This is a genomic window from Neorhizobium galegae, from assembly GCF_017877055.1.
In the GTDB taxonomy this organism is placed as follows: Bacteria; Pseudomonadota; Alphaproteobacteria; order Rhizobiales; family Rhizobiaceae; genus Neorhizobium; species Neorhizobium galegae_D.
In genome coordinates this window covers 925,937-946,567 of sequence record NZ_JAGIPG010000002.1, presented here as the reverse complement: position 1 = coordinate 946,567, position 20,631 = coordinate 925,937, and the positions used below count along the sequence as shown (strand labels likewise).

Here is a 20,631-nt window from a genome sequence, read left to right as displayed (position 1 = left end):
GAAGATTTGTGCCGCCGTTACTGATCGGCGGCCGTCAGGAACAGGATATTCAAGTCCTTTTCCGGATAGAAATCGTCAGCGGTCATCTCGAAGGTCGTGGGGCCGACCTTTTTCACGCCGTTGCCGCAGAAGCTGACGTAGTCCTGCGCCCTGCCCTTGTCGATCGTCAGCTTGAACTTGCCGATCGATCCGCCCCAGTTGGCGCCGGTGGTGAGGATGTACGACACCCAATGCTCCGTATAGTTCGGGCCGCTTTTCCCAGCCGCGGCTTCAAGCTTTGCGGCCGTCTTCATGAAGGCGGCGTCGATGCAGTAGCGCTCGGCATAGTCCTTGTAGTTCGTCGCCGGTTTGCCCTGGTCGATGAAGGTCATGGCGACAGTGCCGCCGACACTCGGCTTGTAGCGGTGGCTGACGCGGACGGGCTTTCCTGCCGGGAATTTCGTCTTCCACCAATAGACCGATCGCAGCGTCCAGGCCGGCGTCAGATCCTCCTGCCAGCCCTTGCCGGCATCGTAGCGGTTGACGAACACCAGCCCCTCGGCGATCCACGCCGTCTTCACGTCCTCGGGCAGGGCCTTGAGTGCGGCGAGCGTCCTGTCGCTATAGGGCAGAAGCGGAATGTTGCGCGCCACGAGTTCGTCTGTGCGGTCGATGCCGGCCGCCAGCACCCGCTGCTGCAGTTCCGGCTTGATCTGCCGGCTGTCCTGCACGACCGAAAAGCCGAGGAAATTGTCGGCGTCGGTATCGTCGAGGGCGATATTGCTGTCCATGCTGCCGGTGATATCCGGCATCGGGAAGGCGATGACGCTTTCGACGTCCTTGTCGCTGGTATTCTTGAAGACGTAGTCGACCAGCACTTCCTCACGGGAAATGTAGAGCTGCTCCTCGGCCATCGCGACATCGGAGGTCTGGACGTAGATCAGCCCGCCCGTCTTCAGTTCCGCCATGGAATCGTTGGCGAGTGCCGGGTTCGAGACAAGCAAAAGCCCGCCGATCAGCAAGGTCCACCGCATTTCCGTCCCTCCGGTTCGCTGCCGGCTTTCCGGCCGCCGGACGATAGACGCAAATGCTGCAACAGAGAAGGCAGGCCGGTTGGTCTTCCGGCCTGCCTTTCAGATCAATCAGAATGGGCTGATCAGAATTCCGACCACTCTTCCTTCACGGCCGCGGCGCTCGCCGCCTTGCCGGAAAAGGCGCGGGCGACGGTGGAACGCAGGGCGTTCGCCGGCGATGCCACCGGACGGGCTGTCGACGGAGCGGCAACCGGACGAGAGATCCGAGCTGCCGGCGTACCCCCGAAATTGAACTGCCTCAGCAGGGCGTCGAGCGCCTGGGCTTCCTGGGCGAGCTTGTGGCTTGCCGCATTCTGCTCTTCGACCATGGCGGCGTTCTGCTGCGTACCCTGGTCCATCGCATTGACCGACGTGTTGATCTCCTGGAGACCGGTCGACTGCTCGCGGGTGGAGATGACGATGGCGGAAAGGTGCTGGTTGATCTGCTGCACTTCACCGACGATCGCTTCCAGCGCCTGGCCGGTCTCGCCGACCAGCGCGACGCCCGCATCCACCTGCTGGCTGGAGGTGGTGATCAACGCCTTGATCTCCTTTGCCGCATTTGCGGAACGCTGGGCGAGCTCGCGGACTTCCTGTGCGACGACCGCAAAACCCTTGCCCGCCTCGCCGGCGCGAGCCGCCTCGACGCCTGCGTTGAGTGCGAGCAGGTTGGTCTGGAAGGCGATGTCGTCGATGACGCTGATGATATTGCTGATCTCGCCGGAGGACTTTGAGATCTGCTCCATGGCGGAGACCGCACGGCGGACAACTTCGCCCGATTTCTCGGCGCCGATGCGGGTGCGCTCGACACGCTGGCCGACATCCTCTGCACGCCGAGCCGATTCCTTCACCGTCGTCGTCACCTGTTCGAGTGCGGCGGCGGTCTCTTCGACGGCTGCGGCCTGTTGTTCGGTGCGGCGACCGAGATCGTCGGCCGCGGAGCGGATTTCGCCCGCGCCGGCGCTGATCGCCGAGGCATTCTCGCCGACCGCCTGAAGGGCCGACTGCAGACGGCCGAGCGCCTGGTTGAAGTCGGTGCGCAGCCGGTCGAGATTGCCGGAGAAGGGCTTTTCGATACGGTAGGCGACATCGCCATCGGCAAGGCTTGCAAGGCCGGTGGCAAGCGCGTCGATGGCAAACTCGATATTGGCGGCTTCGCGTGCCTTCTGGGCATCGTTCTCGAGGCGTTCGCGCTCGCTGGTATCGCGCAGCATATCCGTATCGCGGGCCAGACGCTGCTTTTCGATCGCCGCATCCTTGAAGACCGTGACGGCCTTGGCCATGCGGCCGACTTCGTCGCCGCGTTCGAGGGCCGGAACCTGGATGTCGTGATTGCCGCCGGCAAGGCTGGTCATGGCTTCCGTCATGCCCGCGATCGGCTTGACGATGGCTCGCGACAGGGCAAGCACGAGGGCAACCGCAATGAGGCCTGCAATGGCGCCGCCGGCCAGAAGCGTCAGCAACAGGTCGTTATGGGCGCCGGTCTGGGCCTTGACCATCGCGGTCGACAGATCGAAAGCCTGTTTCTTGATCTTGGCGGCAGCATCGCGGAACACGTCGAGCTGGCCCTTCGACTGGTTGCGGCCGATCTCGATGACTTCATCGATCGGCTTGCTGGTGTTCTTGCGCGCATCGAGCTGCGGAACGGTGAGCTGGGTGTGAAACACGTCGGCTGCGGCCCGCATCGCATCGAGCGAAGCGATCATATCCGGCATGCCGGCGGCCGCCTTTTTGGCGGCGTCGATCGCCGTGATCATCTTCTCGCGGTTGTTGAAGACGTCCGCATAGGTGCTGTCGCTCTTGAAGAGCAGGAAGCCGCGCTGATTGACGGCTTGTTCCAGCATGGCTTCGAGCGCCGCGTCCACATGCATCAGGATGGTCTGGGAGACAACCTGTTGCGCGGAAGACCGGCTCGATTTCAACGCCTGCCAATAAACGCCGGCGGACGCCAGCAGGCAGATCGACATCAACGCCGCAAAGGTGATGATCAGCTTCTTGTTCAGGGATAGGTCTTTAAGCGACATCAGTTGCTTCCGCTCTCAGTTGAAACAGCATTGGACATCTCCTCCAGCCTGGAGAGAATCCCAACATGATTAAAATTTGATTGAATGCGGCTGGGAGTTTTCATGGGGCAAGCCCCTTGCAAGCCAGGCGATAGGCAGGCATTGACTGCTACCATGTCCTCAACTCCCGAAAACCAACGCCTCGACCAGCTTCTCGTCTCGCTCAATCTCGTCGCGAGCCGAGCCCGTGCGCGCGACGCGATCGCCCGCGGCACCGTCACGGTCAACGGCCGTGTCGTCACCAAGCCGAGCCTTACCTTCCCGCTCGACGCGAAACTCACCATCGACGACCCGGCGCAGGATTACGTGTCCCGCGCGGCGCTGAAGCTCGTTGCGGCGCTAGACCACTTCAAGCTCGATCCGGCCGGCCATGACTGTCTCGATATCGGCGCCTCGACTGGCGGCTTTACCGAAGTGCTGATCATGCGCGGCGCAGAGCATGTCACCTCGATCGACGTCGGTCATGGGCAGATGCATCCGCGGCTGCTCGCCGAACCGCGCGTCACCAATATCGAGGGCCTCAACGCCCGCCATCTGACTGCCGAGGATTATGACGACCGCGAGATCACCTTCATCGTCTCGGACGTCTCGTTCATTTCGCTGAAGCTGGCGCTGGCGCCGGCCCTCGACCTTGCCGAGCCCGGCGCGCATTGCGTGCTGCTGGTCAAGCCGCAATTCGAGGCGGGGCGCGATGCCATCAGCAAGGCCGGGCTGTTGAAGGAGCCGGAGACGGCGCCGCAGGTGGCAGCCGAGCTCGAACGCTGGCTGGTCGAAGAGATGGGCTGGGCGAGCCTCGGGCTCATCCCTTCCCCGATAGCCGGCGGCGACGGCAACCAGGAATATCTGCTCGCAGGCCGCAAGCCCGGTGAACCCTCATGAGCACGGTGACCGTCACGATCAATCGGCTGGGCGCCCAGGGACACGGCATCGCCAACGGCGAAGACGGCCCTGTCTACGTGCCCTATGCGCTGCCCGGCGAAACGCTGGCGATCGCCCGCAACGGCGATCACGGCACGGTCATGTCGACCTCCAACCCCTCGCCGGACCGGGTGACACCGGCCTGTCGCCACTTCGGACCGGACAGCGACGCCTGTGGCGGCTGTTCGCTGCAGCATTTGGCGGACGCGCCCTACCACGCCTTCAAGCGCAATCTCGTCGTCGAAGCGCTGAAATCCAAGGGCCTGACGCCTGAAGTGGGCGAGTTGGTCATAGCGCATCCCGGCGAGCGTCGGCGGGTGGTATTTTCCGCCCGCCGGACCGAGAAGGAATTTCTGCTCGGCTTCAACCGCGCCGAGACCAACCATATCGTCTCGATCGTGGAATGTCCGATCGCCTCGCCCGGCATCGTTGCCCGGCTGGAGGCGATCCGCGCCGTGGGCAAGGCACTGGCGACCGGCTCGGAGACGTTCCGGATCTCGGTTCTCGAAACCCTCGCCGGTCTCGACCTCGCCGCGGAGGGGCTGAAGCCGCTCGACGACAAGCAGCGACGCACGGTAACCGAGACCATGCTCGCGCTGAAAAGCATCGCGCGGGTTTCGGTGAATGGCGAGATCGTCATCGAATTGCAGAAGCCGCTGGTGGATTTCGGCGGCGTCAAGGTCTCCCCACCGCCCGGCGCCTTTACCCAGGCGACGAAACCGGCAGAAGACGCGATGGCCGAACTGGTGCTCTCGCATGTCGGCAAGGCCAAGCGCGTGATCGACCTGTTTGCCGGTTCCGGCACGTTTTCGCTGAGGCTCGCCCGCATCGCCAAGGTGCATGCGGTCGAAGGCGACGAGAAGTCGGTCAGAGCGCTCGATCACGCCGCCCGCAATACGCAGGGGCTGAAGCCCGTGTCGGTGGAGAAACGCGACCTGTTCCGCCGACCGATGATGGTGTCCGAACTGAAGAACTACGATGCCGTCGTCTTCGATCCGCCGCGCGCCGGGGCCGAAGTCCAGATGCAGGATCTCGCCCGTTCGAGCGTCAAGACGGTCGTGGCGGTCAGCTGCAACCCGCTGACGCTCGCCCGCGACCTCAGAATTCTTGTCGATGGCGGATACGAGATCAAGGCCGTCACGCCGATCGACCAGTTCCTCTGGTCGCCGCACGTGGAAGCGGTGGCGCTGCTGCAAAAATAGCCGCCTTGCACGACTCCAACAATCCTTGATTGCGTTCGATTGGTTTGCATCCAAGGGTTAAGGTGCCATCCTTCGGTGCAACCATCAACCGCGAATAACCAGCGGCGATGGTCTTCGAAGGAGGACAATCATGACAGAATTCGCAATGCATGGACACGGCGTCCGCGGCATGCACTGGGAGACGCTTCAGTCTCAGACCGGGCATGGGGATCCCGGTAAATTCGGGCGGATGTTTCCGAAACTGGATCCGCTCAATGTCGACGACGATATCCTGATCGAACTCGCCCGCGCGATGAAGGAGCCGGGGGATCCCGGCGAAAACCCCGATCCTGCGGGTGACAACAAGAACATCCCCGCAGGCTTTACCTATTTCGGCCAATTCGTCGATCACGACATCACGCTCGATACGACGCCGCTCGATCAGCAGAAGGCTGATCCCCTGGCAACCAGGAATTTCAGAAGTCCGGCACTCGATCTCGATTCGCTCTACGGAGATGGCCCGGGCATTCATCCCTATCTTTACCAGCGCGATCCGGTGAGCTTCAGGATCAGCCCGAAGCTGCTGGTGGGGCATGCGGCGGAATCCGGGGACAATTCACCGACCAATCCAGCCAAGAAAATACCGTCCCTGCCAAACGATCTGCCGCGCAACCAGGTCGGCCACGCGTTGATCTTCGACGAGCGGAACGACGAAAATCTCCTCGTCGCGCAGACCCACCTGCTGATGATCAAGTTCCACAATGCCGTCGTCGAGTGGGTCAAAGAGAAGCAACCCGGCCTGGATGGAGCCGCACTTTTCAAGGAAGCGCGCCGCATCGTCACCTGGCACTATCAGTGGATCGTGTTGTTCGATTTCGTCGAAAGGCTGACCGAGCCGGGGCTCGTCCGCAAGATCAAAAATGCCGGCCGGCGTTATTACCGGTTCGTCGAGACGCCCTATATGCCCGCGGAATTTGCAGCGGCCGCCTACCGTCTCGGCCATTCGATGGTGCGCGAGACATACAGCCACAATCACGTCTTCCATCCCGGCCCCGGCGCGATTGCCAATGGTACGCTTCCGCTGCTCTTCTTCTTCACCGGCAAGTCGGGCAAGATCGTCGGCGAGTTGGATCCGGATCCCAAAGACTTCCCGCTCAATCCGCAGGTCGCTCTTCCGTCCAACTGGGCGATCGACTGGCGGAGGTTCTTCGATATCGAGGGAACCGACAATCCCGATTTTGCCTTCAACTTCTCGCGGCGGCTGGACCCGTTCATCACGCCTTCGCTTCATGCACTTCCCGGCCTTCGGGAGGACCCGACCGAGACCGAGAGGCGGGAAGCCAATCTCGCCTTTCGCAACCTGCGGCGTGGGGTGCAGATCGGCCTGCCATCCGGTCAGGATGTCTGTCGAGCCATCAACCTCACGCCGATGGCGCCGGAGCAGATCGCCAGGGGCGAGGACGGCACAGTTGCGGAGCGGCACGGCCTGCACATCAAGACGCCGCTCTGGTACTACGTGCTGAAGGAGGCGCAGCACTACCACCAGGGCGAACGCCTCGGCCCGATGGCATCGACCATCGTCGCGGAGACGTTTCTCGGCCTCGTGCACGGGGACCACGAGTCGTTCCTGTGGCTGCGCTCCAACTGGAAGCCGGAATTGCCCAGCGCCGCGGCCGGCCACTTCACCATGGCCGACCTGATACGCTTCGTGGGGGATATCAACCCGATCGGCTGAACAGCCGATAACGGCTCGGCGGAGGACCGCCGGGCCATTCACCGATCGAGATCAAGCGTGCCGCTGCCGACGACGCCCGAGCAGCGGCAACGGCCGCCAACGCGACCCGGTTCGGCGTTGCAGACATAGGGACGACGGCGGTCCATGCTCGGCGGCGGGGAGACGACGCAGACATAACGTTGCGGGCGGGGGCGATCTCTATCGCGGTCACGGTCGCGATACCGGTCTGCGTCACGATACCGGTCACGATCATCATCACGGCGGATGATGACGCCATTCGGCCCGATAGTGACGGAGGGGCTCTGGGCGAGTTGCAGCGGCTGGCTCTGCAATGGGAATGCCAGCATCTCGGCCTGCGCCGGCGCTATTCCCAGAAGCAATACGAGCAGGCACGACCAGAAACGATACGACATTTTTTCCTCCCAAGTTGTGGAGGCAATCTAGCGGTGAAGTTGCGTCAAAAGAAGACGGGAACAAAAATTTCCCATGCGGCACCGTTAACGCCGCATGAAGGCCTCGAAGGCAGTGCGCGCCTCGGCGCTTTTGAGCTGGGCGGAGAAATGCACCAGTTCCTCATCCATGCGGGCAAGCACCGCGTCGCGCGGGCCCCGCACCAGATCGCGGGCGATCTTCAGGGCTTGCGGCGGTTTCTTCGCAAGGTTTAGGGCAAGTGCCAGCGTTTCGGCTTCGACCACGTCCGGCTCGACGATCCTCCAGATCAGACCGGCATCGAGCGCGGCAACTGCCGAAAAACCCTCGCCCGCCACCAGCATGGCAAAGGCGCGCTGGTGGCCAATGACTTTCGGTGCGAGCAGGCTGGAGGCAGCTTCCGGCACCAGCGCCAGATCGACGAAGGGCGTCTTGAACAGGCTGCGCGCCGACGCGACCGTGAGATCGCAATGCATGTTCAAGGTAGTGCCGATGCCGATCGCCAGGCCATCAACACCGGATACCAGCGGTTTCTCGGCCAGCGCCAGCGCCTTGATGAAGACGGCGGCGGCAGGCGCCTCCTTCGATCCGGACATGGCATAGGCCAGGAAATCGCCCATGTCGTTGCCGGCGGAGAAGCAACCTTCGGTGCCCAGGAAGGCGACGGCGCGGATGGCGTCATCGCGGTTGGCCTCTTCGAGTGCCGCGGTCATGCGGTTGTACATGGCGGAAGTGATGGCGTTCTTCTTTTCCGGCCGGTTGAAGCGGATGACCATGACGCCTGGATGGGCCTCAGGATGCTCGACGAGGATGTGGCTGTCGCTCACGGATATCTCCTTCAGGCCAGGATCGCGCGGGCAGCTTGTAAGCTCGCTGCGCCCGAAATGACCCGGTCCTTCAGGGCCGAGGTTTCGGCGAGCAGGTTCTCGGCCATGAAGCGGCAGAGCGCGACGCGCTTCTCGGGGCCGCCGTTATCGGCGGCGACAAGCGCGCCCTTGGCGAGGTAGCAGCCGGTCAGCACCAGGCCGAACAGGCGCTGATAGGGCGTCGCACCGGCGAGCGCATCGGCCGTCCTGCCGGCACCCTGCGTTTCCAGGAGCCAGCCGGTGGCGGTTTCGAGTGCGGCGATTGCAGCCCGCAGGCGGTCGCCCGTCTCGCCGAATGCAGTGTCGTTGGAGGCGGAGACCTTGTCGGCGATCTCCTTCAACTCGCCGAGGAAGCCGCGCACCTGGTCGCCCGAGGAGAGCGGCAGCTTGCGGGTCACGAGGTCGATCGCCTGGATGCCGTTGGTACCCTCGTAGATCGGCGCGATGCGGGCGTCGCGCAGGTAACGGGCAGCACCCGTCTCCTCGATAAAGCCCATGCCGCCATGCACCTGGATGCCGAGCGACGCGACATCGACGCCGGCATCGGTCGCGAAGGATTTGGCGATCGGCGTCAGCAGCGCTGCGCGTTCGGTCCAGTGGCGGGCCTCGGCGCCTTCGGTATGGTGCGACATGTCGATCGCGTGGGCGCAGGCATAGCAGATGGCGCGCGCCCCTTGCGTCAGCGCCTTCATGGTGATCAGCGTGCGGGCGATATCCGGATGCTCGATGATCGGGCTCATCCCGTTACCTGACCAGCCGGGCGCCTTGCCCTGGGTGCGATCCTGGGCATAGGCGACCGCCTTCTGGGTGGCGGCCTCGGCGATCGCCACCCCCTGCATGCCGACCGCCAGGCGGGCATTGTTCATCATCGTGAACATGCAGGCGAGGCCCTTGTTCTCCTCACCGATCAACCAGCCGACCGCACCCTTGTCCTCGTCGTTGCCGGGAGAATATTTGCCGTCGCCATAGATCATCGTGCAGGTCGGCGAGCCGTGGATGCCGAGCTTGTGTTCGATCGAATGGCAGAAGACGTCGTTGCGGGCTTCGAGCGATCCATCGTCGCCCACCAGGAATTTCGGCACCAGAAAAAGCGAGATGCCGCGGGTACCGGCAGGCGCATCGGGAAGCCGTGCCAGCACCAGATGGATGATATTGTCGGCGGCGTCGTGCTCGCCCCAGGTGATGAAGATCTTCTGGCCGAAAATGCGGTAGGTGCCGTCGTCGCTGCGCTCGGCGCGGGTCTTCAGGGCACCGAGATCGGAGCCGGCATGCGGCTCGGTCAGGTTCATGGTACCGGTCCATTCGCCAGACACCATCTTTGCGAGGTATTTTTCCTTCAGCGCATGGCTGCCGTGGGCGACCAGCGCCTCGATCGCGCCCATCGTCAGCGTCGGGGCGAGCGCGAACGCCATGGAGGCGGAATTCCACATTTCGAGCGCGGCGACGTTGAGCATATGCGGCAGGTTCTGTCCGCCATAAGCTTCCGGCGCGGTCAGGCCGTTCCAGCCGCCCTCCCGCCAGTGACGATAGAGTTCCGGCCAGCCGTCCGGCGTCTTCACCTTGCCGTCGGTGAGGCTGGCGCCCTGTTTGTCGCCGATCTCGCCGAGCGGCGCCATTTCGTTGCCGGCAAACCGTCCCGCCTCTTCCAGGATCGCCTCGACCAGATCGGCGCTCAGGTCGCCGAACCTGCCGATCTCCAGGGCGTCGGAAAGGCCCGCCACATGGTTCAGGGTGAAGGCGATCTCCTCGACCGGTGCCTTGTACATGATGCTCCTCCTCGTGGGCGCAGACGTAACTGCCGTATTCTAGCCGATTCTGCTCCGTCGGCATTCCTCATATGCTTTTTACGTAAACGTAAATACCGTTGTCAATATTCCTTCACCAGGGCTGTCTCGACGAGGCCTTCGTCTTCGTCCGCCAGATAGTCGGCAAGCGCGGCGTCCGGCCACGCAAAAAGGTCCGGATCGTTTCGGTCGGCGGCGGCGACAGCTTCGGATTGCTTGCGATATTCATTTCCGGGCGGCATATCAATTTCCAGTCGCGTTGAGCCGCTGGCGACGGCGCTGACCGAATGACAAGCCCAAGCAACTTCTTCTGCTTTAGAGAATCTTGTTGAAACCAGCGTTACACAAGAGGTCTATGGAGTGATGCCTATGCTTCCGGATTCCTCGCCCATGTCCCTCGTGAACCCCGCTGTCCCAGGCCTCGTCTGGGCCTATCGCTTCCATCCGGGCTCGGCCCCCTGCACCCGGTTGCCGCTCGATGCGACGCGCAGCGATCTCGAAGTCGGCGACGGGTTCCTGTGGCTGCATCTCAATCTCGCCGACAGCCGCGTCAACGCCTTCCTGGAGAGCTTTCCTGGCCTGACACCGCCGGCTATCGCCGCACTCACCACCCATGACACGCACGCCGCCGTGACGCTCGACGAGCAGCTCGTCTATGGCACGCTTGTCGACTTCCAGCGGGAATTCGACAGCGAGACCCGCAATATCGGCTGGCTGCATTTCTTCGTCTCGGACAGGATCATCATCACCACGCGCCTGCAGCCCCTGCGTTCGATCGACCGGGTGCGGGCTGCGATCGAAAAGAACGCCTCGCGCTACATGAAGCCGATCGACGTGTTCGAGACCCTGGTCGCGGAATTCCAGCGCACCCTGATTGCGCTGGTGATGGAGCTGACCGAAGAGATGAACATTATCGAGGATTTCGTCTACGACAATACGCCGCGCGACGAGAGGCGCAGGCTTGCGCCGATCAGGCGAACGGTGGTCAGGCTGCACCGGCACCTGAGGACGGTGCTGACGCTGCTGCGGCGCGCCGCGGCGACCGACGACGACGAGATGCCGCCCGGCTTCGACGACGCTGCCGCGCGGTTGATCGGCCGGCTGGAGGCGGCGGATCACGACGTCTACGCGCTACAGGAACGCGCCCGGCTGCTGCACGAGGAAATCGACTCGAAGCTCTCCTCTGAAACCAACCGGCACCTCTACATCCTGTCGCTGATGACCGCCTTCCTGCTGCCGCCGACATTGGTTACCGGATTTTTCGGCATGAACACCTCGTCGCTACCCTTCGAGGGGAATTCCGGCGGGACGGCCTATGCCTTCGGCCTGATCGGCGTTTCGGTGCTTGCCGCCTGGTGGCTGTTGAAGCGCACCGGAATTCTCTGACCGCCGAACAAATGAAAACCCGCCCGGGTTCGATACCGGACGGGTGGATTAGTGGCTATCGGGAACTTAGAAATAAGGCGAGTAGCACGTCTGGCGCGGGCCGTAGTTCGGCTGGAACGAGTTCGAATAGGCGTCGTAGGAGCGGTAACGATCAGCGCACCATTCGTAGTGGCGCGGATTGATATCGTCGCCACCGCCATAGGCCGGAGCCGGTTCGGCATAACGCGGCTGAGCGGCGATGGCGCCGCCGATCAGGGCGCCGGCACCGAATGCAGCCAGCGGGAACCAGTAGCCGTTATGGTGGCGATAGCCCGGACGGTAGTGGCGATAGCCGCGATGCCCGCCATACCAGCCGTCGCCATGGCGACGGTACTGCACGAGGGTGACGCCGGTATTGGCGTCCGTTTCGACGCCAATACCGGGAGCGGACGGCAACGGCAGCGCCTGAGCCGGCATCAGCGAGCCGGCGAGAACGGCAGCGGAGATGCCCGCAACCGCGATCTTCTTTAAAAGATTCATGTTAAGTCCCCAGATCCCTTGTCTATGTTTCAATTTTACCAGGCAATATTTCAGTATGCAGCGGATTTTCAATTTCGCCGCAACCTTAGGAAGTTCATCCTGAATGCGCAATTAACGTGCCCGCGACGCAGCAAGCCCGGTCGCGGCATATCCGCGACCGGGCTTGCTGTCGAGACGAACAATGCTTGCTTACCTATAAGGCGAGATACAGCGTGCCCGCACGCCGGCGCGCGGCGCATAGGTATCGTCCCAGGCCCGGTAGCTGCGATAGCGGCTTTCACACCAGGCGACGTGACGGCTCGAATAACCGCCACGGTCTGCCTGTATTGCACCACCGATGATGGCACCGGCGCCGAAGGCGGCGAGCGGGAACCAGAATCCGTTGTAATAACGGTAGCCGGGCCGGCGATCGCGATAACCGCGGTGGCCACGATACCAGCCATATCGGTCACGCCGGAAGTCACGACGGTACTGGATACTGGTGATATCGCCGGCGGCCGAAATGCCTGACGGGGCAGCCGGCATCTGAACTGCCTGTACAGGGACGACACCGGCGAACATCGTCGCAACGGCAACTGCCGCGGCGGTCAGGCGCAAACGAAAAGCATTCATCTTGAGCGTTTCCTCATTCTGATTTTCAATCAGAAAACAACGCCGGATCTCAGTTTCCGTTCCTGGCAGGGCACCCGGTGCCGATCACGACTTGGCGATCAGGCGACGATCGAGAGTTTCGCCTGGTCGCCCTGCAGGCGGTTGACCATGAAGTTCGAGTACCATTCGACGAACTGCATGACGCCGCCCTCGTGGAGCGCCGAATAGGGACCCGGCTCATAGGCGGGCGAGCGGATGCCGAAGGCGTTTTCCTCGACGATCTGACGGTCCTGATCGTTGGTCATGTTCCAGACATGGGTCAGTTCTTCGAGATTGTAATCGACGCCCTCGACCGCATCCTTGTGAACCAGCCATTTGGTGGTGACCGCCGTCTCCTCCGGCCCGAGCGGGGTGACGCGGAACGAGATCGCGTGGTCGCCGAGAATGTGGTTCCAGCTGCTCGGATAGTGGAAGAGCAGCATGGTGCCGATCGAGTTGATCGTCACGTCGTCGGAGAGTTTGCGCTGGACGGCGTTGCGGCCGGTCATCGTATAGCTCTCGGCATCCTCGATCAGCGGCATGCGGGCGACGCGGAACTGGCCGGTCTCGTCCATCCGGAACTCGCTCGGCAACCCGGCCTCCTCGCAACGCTGCCAGTGGGCGGCGATGACCGGATCGTCCTTGGCACCCTGGACGCCGGTCGCGGTCGGCGATTCCGGATAGGTGCGGCAGAGTTCCGGGTGGTTGGCGGCGCAGTGGTAGCACTCGCGATTGTTTTCCCAGACGAGCTTCCAGTTCCCCTTCTCGATGATCGTCGACTGGTGTGCGACCTTGGCTTCCGACAGGCGATGCGGGGCCATATAGGGCTCGATCGCCGCGCGAACCGGCGCGAAATCCGGCGCCTCGTTGGCAAGGCAGATGAAGATATAGCCGGCGACGCTTTCGCAATGGACCTTCTTCATGCTGAACTGGGTCTTGTCGAAATCCTGACCCATCTGGCGGCCGACCAGAAGCGAGCCGTCCAGCTCGTAGGTCCATTGGTGGTATGGACAGACGAGCCGGACCGCCGAGCCGTGCTCCTTGGTGCAGACGCGGCTGCCGCGGTGGCGGCAGGTATTGTGCAGCGCCCGGATCTGGTTGTCGCGACCGCGCACGATGACGATCGGATAGTCACCGATCTGCAAGGTGAAATAGGCTCCGGCCTTGGGCAGCTCGCAATCATGTCCGACGAACAGCCAGTCGCGGTACCAGATCATTTCCAGATCGAGCTTGTAATAGGCGGGATCGGTATAGAAGGGCTGTTCGAGGCTGAAGCCTTCACGGCGGTTCTTGAGCTGCCGCAGGGCCTGATTGCGAATTTCCATATTACCTTCCTCGTCAAAAATGGACAGCGGAAGGACATGGAAATGCCGCAGGCCTTGAAGCCCGCCCCAAACCCTGTCCCGAACGCCCGCCGCGTCCGGTCGTCATCTTTTGTCCCGAGGCTGGTTTCCGGGCTCAGGAGCATGTCCCCTGCGGGACGGGCTCGGCGCCTTCCCGGGCGGCCTTTTCGGCTCTTTCCCAGTGGCTCATGCCAAGCTTCTTGCTCCACCACCGTTGCGGGGGCAGCGCCGGATGAGGGCTTGCAAGACCCTTGCCGGCTTCCCAATTCTCCGCCTTCCCTAGCCAGGCGGCACCTCAAGATCGAGGCGGATATAATCATCGAGCGAGCGTGTCGCATAGGCGACATTGCGACATCGGCAACCGCGTTGGCGACAGCGGCGAAACGGCCCAAAATGCAACACTCCAGCCCCGCGAAAGCGAAACCTGTCATTAAGGGATAAGCCATAAAATCCCGGCTCGAATGGGAGCGATGCCACCGTGCAGGCCAAGGGAAAGATTCGTTATTACAAAGCTCCTCCACCAAAGCCTCCGGCGCCGGTGGTGATGAAGACTGCTGCCCATTCGGAATTCCTCCGGACAGGGCGCATCGCCCGCTACAATCCGGTCTGGCTGCCGGAAGAGCGCCGTTATCTCACCCATGAAGAGGTCGCCGAGCGCACTGGCAAAAGGCTCGAGGCAGCCGGGGAAACGAGCCACAACCGGATCAACTCCTTCCATCGTTCGATCCAGTTTCCGAAGATTATCTTTCACCACACGCTCGATGAGCGGCCACATCTCGGCTATTGCCATGTCACCGCGGCAAGAACGTTTCTTCCACGCGGCGTCCCTGTGAGCTGGTCTTTCTATATTGCCAACTTCTTCTCCAAGATCGGCGAGGAAGAAACGTTCTTCGAACATATCAGCCCGGCCTATTCGCGCATGTATTTTGCCGTTGCGGTCGAACGCGAGGCCGGTCAGCCGCTGCAGATCAACCGCACGATCCGCAAGAACGGCCTTCTGTTCCAGACCAACGATCCGATGGAAGCCATCAAGAACGTCCTGATGCTCGGCACGTCCAACGAAATGCTTCGCGAGATCATCAAAAGGCTTTGAAGACGCCCCGGGCCGCGTTATTGACGGGCGGATATGACGGCTCAAATCATCGACATCACCCGGGATCATGACGGCGCGCTTCGTCAAGCGTGCGCCGTCCTTGCGGACGGACTTCCCGTGGCGATCCCGACGGAGACGGTCTACGGACTTGCGGCCGACGCCACGAATCCCGCCGCCATCACCCGCATCTATGAGACCAAAGGCCGACCGCGCTTCAACCCGCTGATCTGCCACATGTCGGATCTCGACATGGCCGAGCGCTATGCCGACTTCGATCCGATCTCGCGCAGGCTTGCCGAAGCCTTCTGGCCGGGTCCCCTCACCCTGATCCTTCCCCTGAAGCCCGAAAGCGGCATTCATACGCTGGCGACGGCCGGGCTCGATACGGTCGGCATCCGGCTTCCCAAGGGTTTCGCGTCCGAACTGATCCGCGCCTTCGGCAAGCCGCTCGCCGCCCCCAGTGCCAATACGTCCGGCAAGGTGAGCCCGACCAGCGCGGCCCACGTCGCCGACGACCTCGGCGACAAGTTGGCGTTGATCATCGACGGCGGTGCGGCGCCGGTCGGCGTGGAGTCGACCATCGTTCGCGTCGAGGACGGTGTGATCCGGCTGTTGCGGCCGGGCGGGGTTGCGGCGGAAGAGATCGAAAAAGCCATCGGCTTTGAGGTGATCCGGCCGGAAGGCCCGGCGGCGATCATCGAGGCCCCCGGCATGCTCGCCTCCCATTACGCGCCGGGAGCGCAGGTCAGGCTCAACGCCGACCATGTCGATGAAGGCGAAGCATTGATCCGGTTCGGTTCCGCTCGGGTGAAGGGAATAGAACTGGCAAAGGCGGTTTTTGACCTGAGCCTCTCCGGCGATCTTGCGCAGGCGGCGGCAAATCTGTTCGACTATCTGAAGCAGGCCGATGCGACCGGCGCCGCCAGTATCGCCGTCACGCCCATTCCCGACCATGGGCTCGGCGAAGCGATCAACGACCGGCTGGCGAGGGCGGCCGCCCCGCGGGAATAAGCCGGGGGTAAAAGAGGAGGAGACGCCGATGGACATTTCAGGGCCGAAACCAGAGCTTCTCGACCGCTTCGCGGCGATCGTCGGCGAAAACCACGTCCTGCGCGACGCGAACGATCTTGCGCCGCATCTCGTCGAGGGCCGCGGACTCTACAAAGGTTCCTCGCCGATGCTCCTGAAGCCGGGCTCGGCCGAGGAAGTGTCGGCGATCCTGAAGCTTGCGAGCGAAACCGGCACGCCGATCGTGCCACAGACCGGCAATACCGGCCTCGTCGGCGGGCAGACCCCCCGCGCCGGTGGCCACGACCTGATCGTCTCGCTCGAACGCATGAACCGGATCCGCGACGTCGATCCGGTCGCCAACGTGCTTGTCGCCGATGCCGGCGCCATCCTTGCCGACGTCCAGAAGGCGGCGGAAGCCGTCGACCGGCTGTTTCCGCTGTCGCTCGGCTCGGAGGGCTCCTGCCGCATCGGCGGCAACCTTTCCACCAATGCCGGCGGCACCGCCGTGCTCGCCTACGGCAATACGCGCCAGCTCTGCCTCGGGCTCGAAGTGGTGCTGCCGACAGGCGAGATCTGGGACGGCCTGCGCCGGCTCAAGAAGGACAATACCGGCTACGACCTGCGAGATCTCTTCATCGGCGCGGAAGGCACGCTCGGCATCATCACCGGCGCCGTGCTGAAACTTTTTCCGCAGCCGGTCGGGCATCAGGTGGCGCTTGCCGGCCTTAACTCACCGGCAGATGCGCTAAAACTCTTCGAGCGGGCCTCGAACCTCTGCGGCACGGCGCTGACCGGTTTCGAGCTGATGCCACGCATCGGCATCGAATTCGTGACCCGGCATATCGAGGGCGTGCGCGATCCGCTCTCCGAGCCGCATCCGTGGTACGCGCTGATCGACATCTCGACTTCGGATTCCGCCGAGACGGCCGAGTCCATGGTGCAATCACTGCTCGAACAGGGCTTTGAGGCAGGCCTCATCCGTGACGCCGTGATCGCCTCCTCCGTCGCCCAGCAGAAGGCGCTCTGGCACATGCGCGAAAGCATGTCGGACGCCCAGAAGCCGGAGGGCGGTTCGATCAAGCATGACGTCTCGGTGCCTGTCTCGAAAATCCCGAGCTTCATGGCAGAAGCCGAGCAGGCGGTGCTGGCAGCCATGCCGGGTGCGCGGGTCTGCGCCTTCGGCCATCTCGGGGACGGCAACATCCACTACAACATCTCGCAGCCTGTCAGTGCCGACATGGCCGCCGAAAAGGCGGCCTTCATCGGCCGCTGGCGGGAAATCAACGCGATCGTCCACGGCATGGTGCTGGCCGCCGGCGGGTCGATTTCGGCCGAACACGGCATCGGCCAGTTGAAGCGCGACGAGCTTGCCCATATCCGCTCGCCGATCGAGATGGACCTGATGCGGCGCATCAAGCAGGCGTTCGATCCGGCCGGCATCATGAACCCCGGCAAGGTGGTGGCCATTCCATGAGCCAGCCGCCGAAGACCACGATCCGGATCGACCTCGACAACGGCGTGCGACTCGGCCCGGGCAAGGCGCAACTCCTGGAATTGATCGCCGAACACGGCTCGATCCGGGCGGCAGGCGCCTCGATCGGCATGTCCTACCGGCGGGCATGGCTGCTCGGCGACGAAATCAACCGGATGTTCAAGGAGCCGTCGATCTTCACCCGCCATGGCGGGAAAAGCGGCGGAGGTGCGGGCCTGACCGAGTTCGGCCAGGAACTATTGTCCCGCTACCGGCGGATGGAAAAGGCGAGCCGCGACGCCATGCGCGCAGACCTCGACTGGCTTGAATCGAATGCCGATCCTCGCTTCGAGAGGGCGGAGAAGAGTGACGACGCCTGACGGTGGCCGCCCTTAGCTCATCCTGATCTGGGACAACGCCCACAGGGTATCCGAGCTGATGCCTGTCGAGCCCCCGCCGCTCAGAATGCTCGCCGGCGATGCCGTAACGGGGCTGTTTTCCAGATCGTACATGATCGTGAAGCGCTGCACCAATTTCTTCACCTTTTCCGGATCTGCCAGGTCTTCGAGATTGAGCTTTTTCTCGACTATCTTGGCCTGCTGATCGACATCCATATTGCCGATCTCCTGGGGCAGGCTGAAGGTGACACGGAAGAACTCCATCAGCGCTTCGTCGCCGAGGATCACATAAGGGTCGGTGATGCTGTCGGACATGCGCTCGAAGTAGAGCGCAAGGCGGACCCCCGGATTTTCCTCGCCCTGCTGGGTTTCGAGCATCTGGCGGACATAAAGGTCCTGGGTCGCGACGACCTCGCCGCCGTTCTGGGCCTCGCCTGCCGAGCTGCGGTCGATCTCGCCCTTGGAATCGAAATTGAAAGTACCGACGATCTGCGCAAATCGCTTGTCCGTCTGCTTGTTCACGAAGCTGTTGGGATCAGCCGGATCCGAATTGAAAGCCTCCTTGAGGAAGTCGTTGGTGACCGTCGAAGGATCTATTCCCTTGGAGATCAGCAGGATGTCGAGCGTCTTGCGGTCGGCGAGCAGCTCGTCGCGGCTGCCGATACGCTGCATCGCGTCGGTGTAATATTTCGCCTCGGTCTGGGCCTTCGCCCTGGCCGCCTTGAGTTCATCGCCTTCCAGGAACCGGCTTTTGCGCAGGATATAATCCTTGGCGACATTGGTAATTGCCGCATTGGACTGGAGCAGCACCTGCCGAGTGACTCCCCCCTTCGTGTCGAAGTTGAAGAACTTGGCAAGCGAGACGAAGCGTTCGTCCTTCAGCTTGTAGATATAGCTGTTCGGATCGGAAAGGTCGCTTTTCAGGGCATTCTTGATCGTCAACTTCGAAACGGTCGTCGGGTCGAGGCCAACCGCCTCGAGAGCAAACTTGTAAGAGTCGTTGGCATCCGCGCTCAGGAAATCGTCAAGCGTCTTCACGGCCGTAAGGTCGAGCTTGTAGAACTTGATGGCCTTGTCGAGATCCGCTTCCTGCTTGTCGTCCCAGCGGCTCATATAATCGCTGCGGGTGGAGCTGGTCTGCAATTCGTCCTGGGCCTGGCCGGCGGCGACGGTGCCGTCGGTATTGAAATTGAAGGCCTTCGCCAGTTCCAGATATTCCGGATTGGTAGCCCCGAAGCGGTTCGCATAGCTGTTCGGGTCGGAGAGATCGCTCGTCAAGATCTGCTCGATCGTCGACTTGACGACGGTGACCTTGTCGAGATTGAAGGCGACCTTGATGTATTTGAGAAGCCGCGGGTCGTCGATGAAATCGGTGACGTTGGTCGCCGTCTTGAGTTCCTGCTCGAAGAGTTCCTGGTTGAACATCGCCTCGGCATGCGTAATACGGGTCTGCTTGTTGAAGAAGCCGCCGACGATCTCAAGCAGCTTTTCGGGAGTGACCGCGCCGCCTGCCGGCACCGAGCCGTCGGCGTTGAAGTTGAAATCCTCGGCAAGCGATTTCATCAAGCCGAGATAGGGCGCATCGGACGACCCGGCGGCGATCAGCTTTGCAAGTTCAGCGCGCCGCTCGGCCGTCTGGGCGATCGGCACCAGCCTGCCATCCAGCTCGGTATAGCGCGTTTGCGACGTGGCGAGGGTAGTCTGGTCTTTCTGGATTGCCTCTACCGTCTTGGTCAACTCCACCTGCATGGCGTCGATCTCGTCTTGGAGGGTCGCCGGGCCGCCATTGTTCAGCTCATCCTGCTTGGCGGCGATCTGGGTTTCGAGATCGGTTTTCCTCTGCTGGCCAAGCGCGATCGAGTCCTGCAAAGCGGGGATACCCGTGCTGAGGCTCAGCCGCTCGGCAAGCTCGCTGTCCTCGGTCTTCATCGCATTGTACTGGTCGAGAGTATTGCCGTAGGCGGTGTTGTAAAAGCTGGCAGGGTCGGCCGGATCGCTGACCAATACGCCGCGGATCGCATTGTAATTGTAGTATTTCGTGTCGATGCCGTAGGCGGTGAACAGGTAGTCGCGAAGCCTGGGATTGGCCAGCAGTTGATCGACGTTGGTGATATGGCCGGTCTCGCCCAGCATCACCTTGAAATAACGGGTATCGGCCTCGAGCGTATCGTTCTGGGCGGCGATCGTCTGGTCATAGGTATCGAAGAGTTCCTCCATCTGCCCATTGGACTGGGCGGCGGCCCCTTCTCCGTTGGAAACGCCGAAATTGAAGGCTGCGGCGATATTCTGATATCGATCGTCGGTCAGGCGGTTCGCAAAGCTGTTGTCGTCGCTGAGATCGCTTTCCAGCACCTGCTTCATGAACGCCTTGGCGTAGATCATGTCATCCAGGCCATGCGCCTGCATCGCGTAGGAATAGAGGCGATAGTTGTCGAGGAACTCGTCGACCGTTTTTATCTTGCCGATATTTTCCTGGTAGTACTTCGTGTCGTTGACGACCATCGTCTGCCCAGCGATGGTTTTCAGGCTTTTCTGCATGTCGCGATTGACAAGATCGAAGGTGAGATAGGTCGATACCACGGAAACGCCCCACGAGTCGGAATGATGCTGCCGCAATCATCGCGGCCTAGCCTTGCCCGGGGCTTTTCTGGGCGTTCGGGCGTCGCGCCGGGATTGTTCCAGGCCTGCACAGGAACGCCGCGATTCACCTTCGGGAAACCCAAAAGCGTGCCTTTTCGCTAACCATCCAGGC

18 protein-coding genes and 1 riboswitch are annotated in these 20,631 nt (G+C 62.3%); of the genes, 8 read left to right on the top strand and 10 right to left on the bottom strand.

Annotation, left to right across the window (positions count from 1 at the left end):
• Positions 1–17 precede the first annotated feature (17 nt).
• Together J2857_RS14805 and J2857_RS14800 are read right to left on the bottom strand one after the other, a co-directional pair.
• Positions 18–1,013 (bottom strand): DUF4424 domain-containing protein, encoded by a 996-nt coding sequence (locus tag J2857_RS14805; protein WP_210010878.1) that lies wholly within the window; start codon positions 1,011–1,013, stop codon positions 18–20.
• Between the two features lie 122 nt (positions 1,014–1,135).
• Positions 1,136–3,076, bottom strand: a complete 1,941-nt coding sequence (locus J2857_RS14800) for a methyl-accepting chemotaxis protein (protein ID WP_210010877.1) — start codon at positions 3,074–3,076, stop codon at positions 1,136–1,138.
• A 153-nt stretch (positions 3,077–3,229) separates the two neighbouring features.
• On the opposite strand from J2857_RS14800, the gene J2857_RS14795 reads away from it, so the two are divergent.
• The 3 genes from J2857_RS14795 to J2857_RS14785 all read left to right on the top strand — a co-directional run bounded on the left by J2857_RS14795 (position 3,230) and on the right by J2857_RS14785 (position 6,949).
• A complete protein-coding gene (locus tag J2857_RS14795; RefSeq protein ID WP_210010876.1) occupies positions 3,230–3,994 on the top strand; it encodes a TlyA family RNA methyltransferase in 765 nt (254 codons plus the stop codon).
• Positions 3,991–5,235 (top strand): class I SAM-dependent RNA methyltransferase, encoded by a 1,245-nt coding sequence (locus tag J2857_RS14790; RefSeq protein WP_210010875.1) that lies wholly within the window; start codon positions 3,991–3,993, stop codon positions 5,233–5,235. The genes J2857_RS14795 and J2857_RS14790 overlap by 4 nt, the downstream gene beginning before the upstream one ends.
• Positions 5,236–5,365: 130 nt before the next feature.
• A complete protein-coding gene (locus tag J2857_RS14785; protein ID WP_210010874.1) occupies positions 5,366–6,949 on the top strand; it encodes a peroxidase family protein in 1,584 nt (527 codons plus the stop codon).
• 38 nt (positions 6,950–6,987) lie between these two features.
• On the opposite strand, the gene J2857_RS14780 is transcribed toward J2857_RS14785, so the two are convergent.
• From J2857_RS14780 to J2857_RS14765, 4 genes are all read right to left on the bottom strand, one after another.
• A complete protein-coding gene (locus tag J2857_RS14780) occupies positions 6,988–7,362 on the bottom strand; it encodes a hypothetical protein (RefSeq protein ID WP_210010873.1) in 375 nt (124 codons plus the stop codon).
• A gap of 84 nt (positions 7,363–7,446) precedes the next feature.
• Positions 7,447–8,205, bottom strand: coding sequence for a crotonase/enoyl-CoA hydratase family protein (locus tag J2857_RS14775; RefSeq protein WP_210010872.1), 759 nt, complete (start codon positions 8,203–8,205; stop codon positions 7,447–7,449).
• Positions 8,206–8,216: 11 nt separating this feature from the next.
• On the bottom strand, positions 8,217–10,010 hold the full coding sequence (locus J2857_RS14770) for an acyl-CoA dehydrogenase (protein WP_210010871.1): 1,794 nt from the start codon (positions 10,008–10,010) through the stop codon (positions 8,217–8,219).
• Positions 10,011–10,111: 101 nt separating this feature from the next.
• The gene (locus tag J2857_RS14765; RefSeq protein WP_210010870.1) at positions 10,112–10,270 is read right to left on the bottom strand and encodes a hypothetical protein; all 159 of its coding nucleotides are present in this window, start codon (positions 10,268–10,270) and stop codon (positions 10,112–10,114) included.
• A 148-nt stretch (positions 10,271–10,418) separates the two neighbouring features.
• Between J2857_RS14765 and J2857_RS14760 the strand changes: the two genes are divergently transcribed.
• Positions 10,419–11,414, top strand: a complete 996-nt coding sequence (locus tag J2857_RS14760; RefSeq protein WP_210010869.1) for a transporter — start codon at positions 10,419–10,421, stop codon at positions 11,412–11,414.
• A gap of 66 nt (positions 11,415–11,480) precedes the next feature.
• Here the strand turns inward: J2857_RS14760 and J2857_RS14755 are convergent, their stop codons facing one another.
• The 3 genes from J2857_RS14755 to J2857_RS14745 form a co-directional block, all read right to left on the bottom strand.
• A complete protein-coding gene (locus J2857_RS14755; RefSeq protein ID WP_210010868.1) occupies positions 11,481–11,933 on the bottom strand; it encodes a BA14K family protein in 453 nt (150 codons plus the stop codon).
• A gap of 189 nt (positions 11,934–12,122) precedes the next feature.
• Positions 12,123–12,545, bottom strand: coding sequence for a BA14K family protein (locus tag J2857_RS14750; protein ID WP_210010867.1), 423 nt, complete (start codon positions 12,543–12,545; stop codon positions 12,123–12,125).
• A gap of 98 nt (positions 12,546–12,643) precedes the next feature.
• Positions 12,644–13,888, bottom strand: a complete 1,245-nt coding sequence (locus J2857_RS14745; RefSeq protein ID WP_210010866.1) for an aromatic ring-hydroxylating oxygenase subunit alpha — start codon at positions 13,886–13,888, stop codon at positions 12,644–12,646.
• Positions 13,889–13,989: 101 nt separating this feature from the next.
• Positions 13,990–14,219: riboswitch (cobalamin riboswitch) on the bottom strand.
• Between the two features lie 231 nt (positions 14,220–14,450).
• Between J2857_RS14745 and J2857_RS14740 the strand changes: the two genes are divergently transcribed.
• Genes J2857_RS14740 through J2857_RS14725 form a run of 4 tightly spaced genes read left to right on the top strand, consistent with a single transcriptional unit; the run spans position 14,451 to position 17,861 of the window.
• Complete coding sequence (locus J2857_RS14740; RefSeq protein WP_245363501.1) at positions 14,451–14,999, top strand: DUF6656 family protein; 549 nt, start codon at positions 14,451–14,453, stop codon at positions 14,997–14,999.
• 33 nt (positions 15,000–15,032) lie between these two features.
• The gene (locus J2857_RS14735; protein ID WP_210010864.1) at positions 15,033–16,010 is read left to right on the top strand and encodes an L-threonylcarbamoyladenylate synthase; all 978 of its coding nucleotides are present in this window, start codon (positions 15,033–15,035) and stop codon (positions 16,008–16,010) included.
• Between the two features lie 28 nt (positions 16,011–16,038).
• The gene (locus J2857_RS14730; RefSeq protein WP_210010863.1) at positions 16,039–17,484 is read left to right on the top strand and encodes an FAD-binding oxidoreductase; all 1,446 of its coding nucleotides are present in this window, start codon (positions 16,039–16,041) and stop codon (positions 17,482–17,484) included.
• Positions 17,481–17,861, top strand: a complete 381-nt coding sequence (locus J2857_RS14725) for a winged helix-turn-helix domain-containing protein (protein ID WP_210010862.1) — start codon at positions 17,481–17,483, stop codon at positions 17,859–17,861. Before J2857_RS14730 ends, J2857_RS14725 begins: the two co-directional genes overlap by 4 nt.
• 12 nt (positions 17,862–17,873) lie before the next feature.
• Here J2857_RS14725 and J2857_RS14720 read toward each other — a convergent pair whose 3' ends face one another.
• Positions 17,874–20,459, bottom strand: a complete 2,586-nt coding sequence (locus J2857_RS14720; RefSeq protein WP_210010861.1) for a DUF1217 domain-containing protein — start codon at positions 20,457–20,459, stop codon at positions 17,874–17,876.
• Positions 20,460–20,631 lie beyond the last annotated feature (172 nt).

Bases quoted from the DNA above. Each gene is read 5' to 3' on its own strand.
- J2857_RS14755 (WP_210010868.1), bottom strand. From the start codon at position 11,933: ATGAATCTTTTAAAGAAGATCGCGGTTGCGGGCATCTCCGCTGCCGTT.
- J2857_RS14800 (WP_210010877.1), bottom strand. From the start codon at position 3,076: ATGTCGCTTAAAGACCTATCCCTGAACAAGAAGCTGATCATCACCTTT.
- J2857_RS14805 (WP_210010878.1), bottom strand. From the start codon at position 1,013: ATGCGGTGGACCTTGCTGATCGGCGGGCTTTTGCTTGTCTCGAACCCG.
- J2857_RS14790 (WP_210010875.1), top strand. From the start codon at position 3,991: ATGAGCACGGTGACCGTCACGATCAATCGGCTGGGCGCCCAGGGACAC.
- J2857_RS14785 (WP_210010874.1), top strand. From the start codon at position 5,366: ATGACAGAATTCGCAATGCATGGACACGGCGTCCGCGGCATGCACTGG.
- J2857_RS14730 (WP_210010863.1), top strand. From the start codon at position 16,039: ATGGACATTTCAGGGCCGAAACCAGAGCTTCTCGACCGCTTCGCGGCG.
- J2857_RS14780 (WP_210010873.1), bottom strand. From the start codon at position 7,362: ATGTCGTATCGTTTCTGGTCGTGCCTGCTCGTATTGCTTCTGGGAATA.
- J2857_RS14725 (WP_210010862.1), top strand. From the start codon at position 17,481: ATGAGCCAGCCGCCGAAGACCACGATCCGGATCGACCTCGACAACGGC.
- J2857_RS14740 (WP_245363501.1), top strand. From the start codon at position 14,451: ATGAAGACTGCTGCCCATTCGGAATTCCTCCGGACAGGGCGCATCGCC.
- J2857_RS14760 (WP_210010869.1), top strand. From the start codon at position 10,419: ATGTCCCTCGTGAACCCCGCTGTCCCAGGCCTCGTCTGGGCCTATCGC.
- J2857_RS14770 (WP_210010871.1), bottom strand. From the start codon at position 10,010: ATGTACAAGGCACCGGTCGAGGAGATCGCCTTCACCCTGAACCATGTG.
- J2857_RS14750 (WP_210010867.1), bottom strand. From the start codon at position 12,545: ATGAATGCTTTTCGTTTGCGCCTGACCGCCGCGGCAGTTGCCGTTGCG.
- J2857_RS14735 (WP_210010864.1), top strand. From the start codon at position 15,033: ATGACGGCTCAAATCATCGACATCACCCGGGATCATGACGGCGCGCTT.
- J2857_RS14745 (WP_210010866.1), bottom strand. From the start codon at position 13,888: ATGGAAATTCGCAATCAGGCCCTGCGGCAGCTCAAGAACCGCCGTGAA.
- J2857_RS14765 (WP_210010870.1), bottom strand. From the start codon at position 10,270: ATGCCGCCCGGAAATGAATATCGCAAGCAATCCGAAGCTGTCGCCGCC.
- J2857_RS14795 (WP_210010876.1), top strand. From the start codon at position 3,230: ATGTCCTCAACTCCCGAAAACCAACGCCTCGACCAGCTTCTCGTCTCG.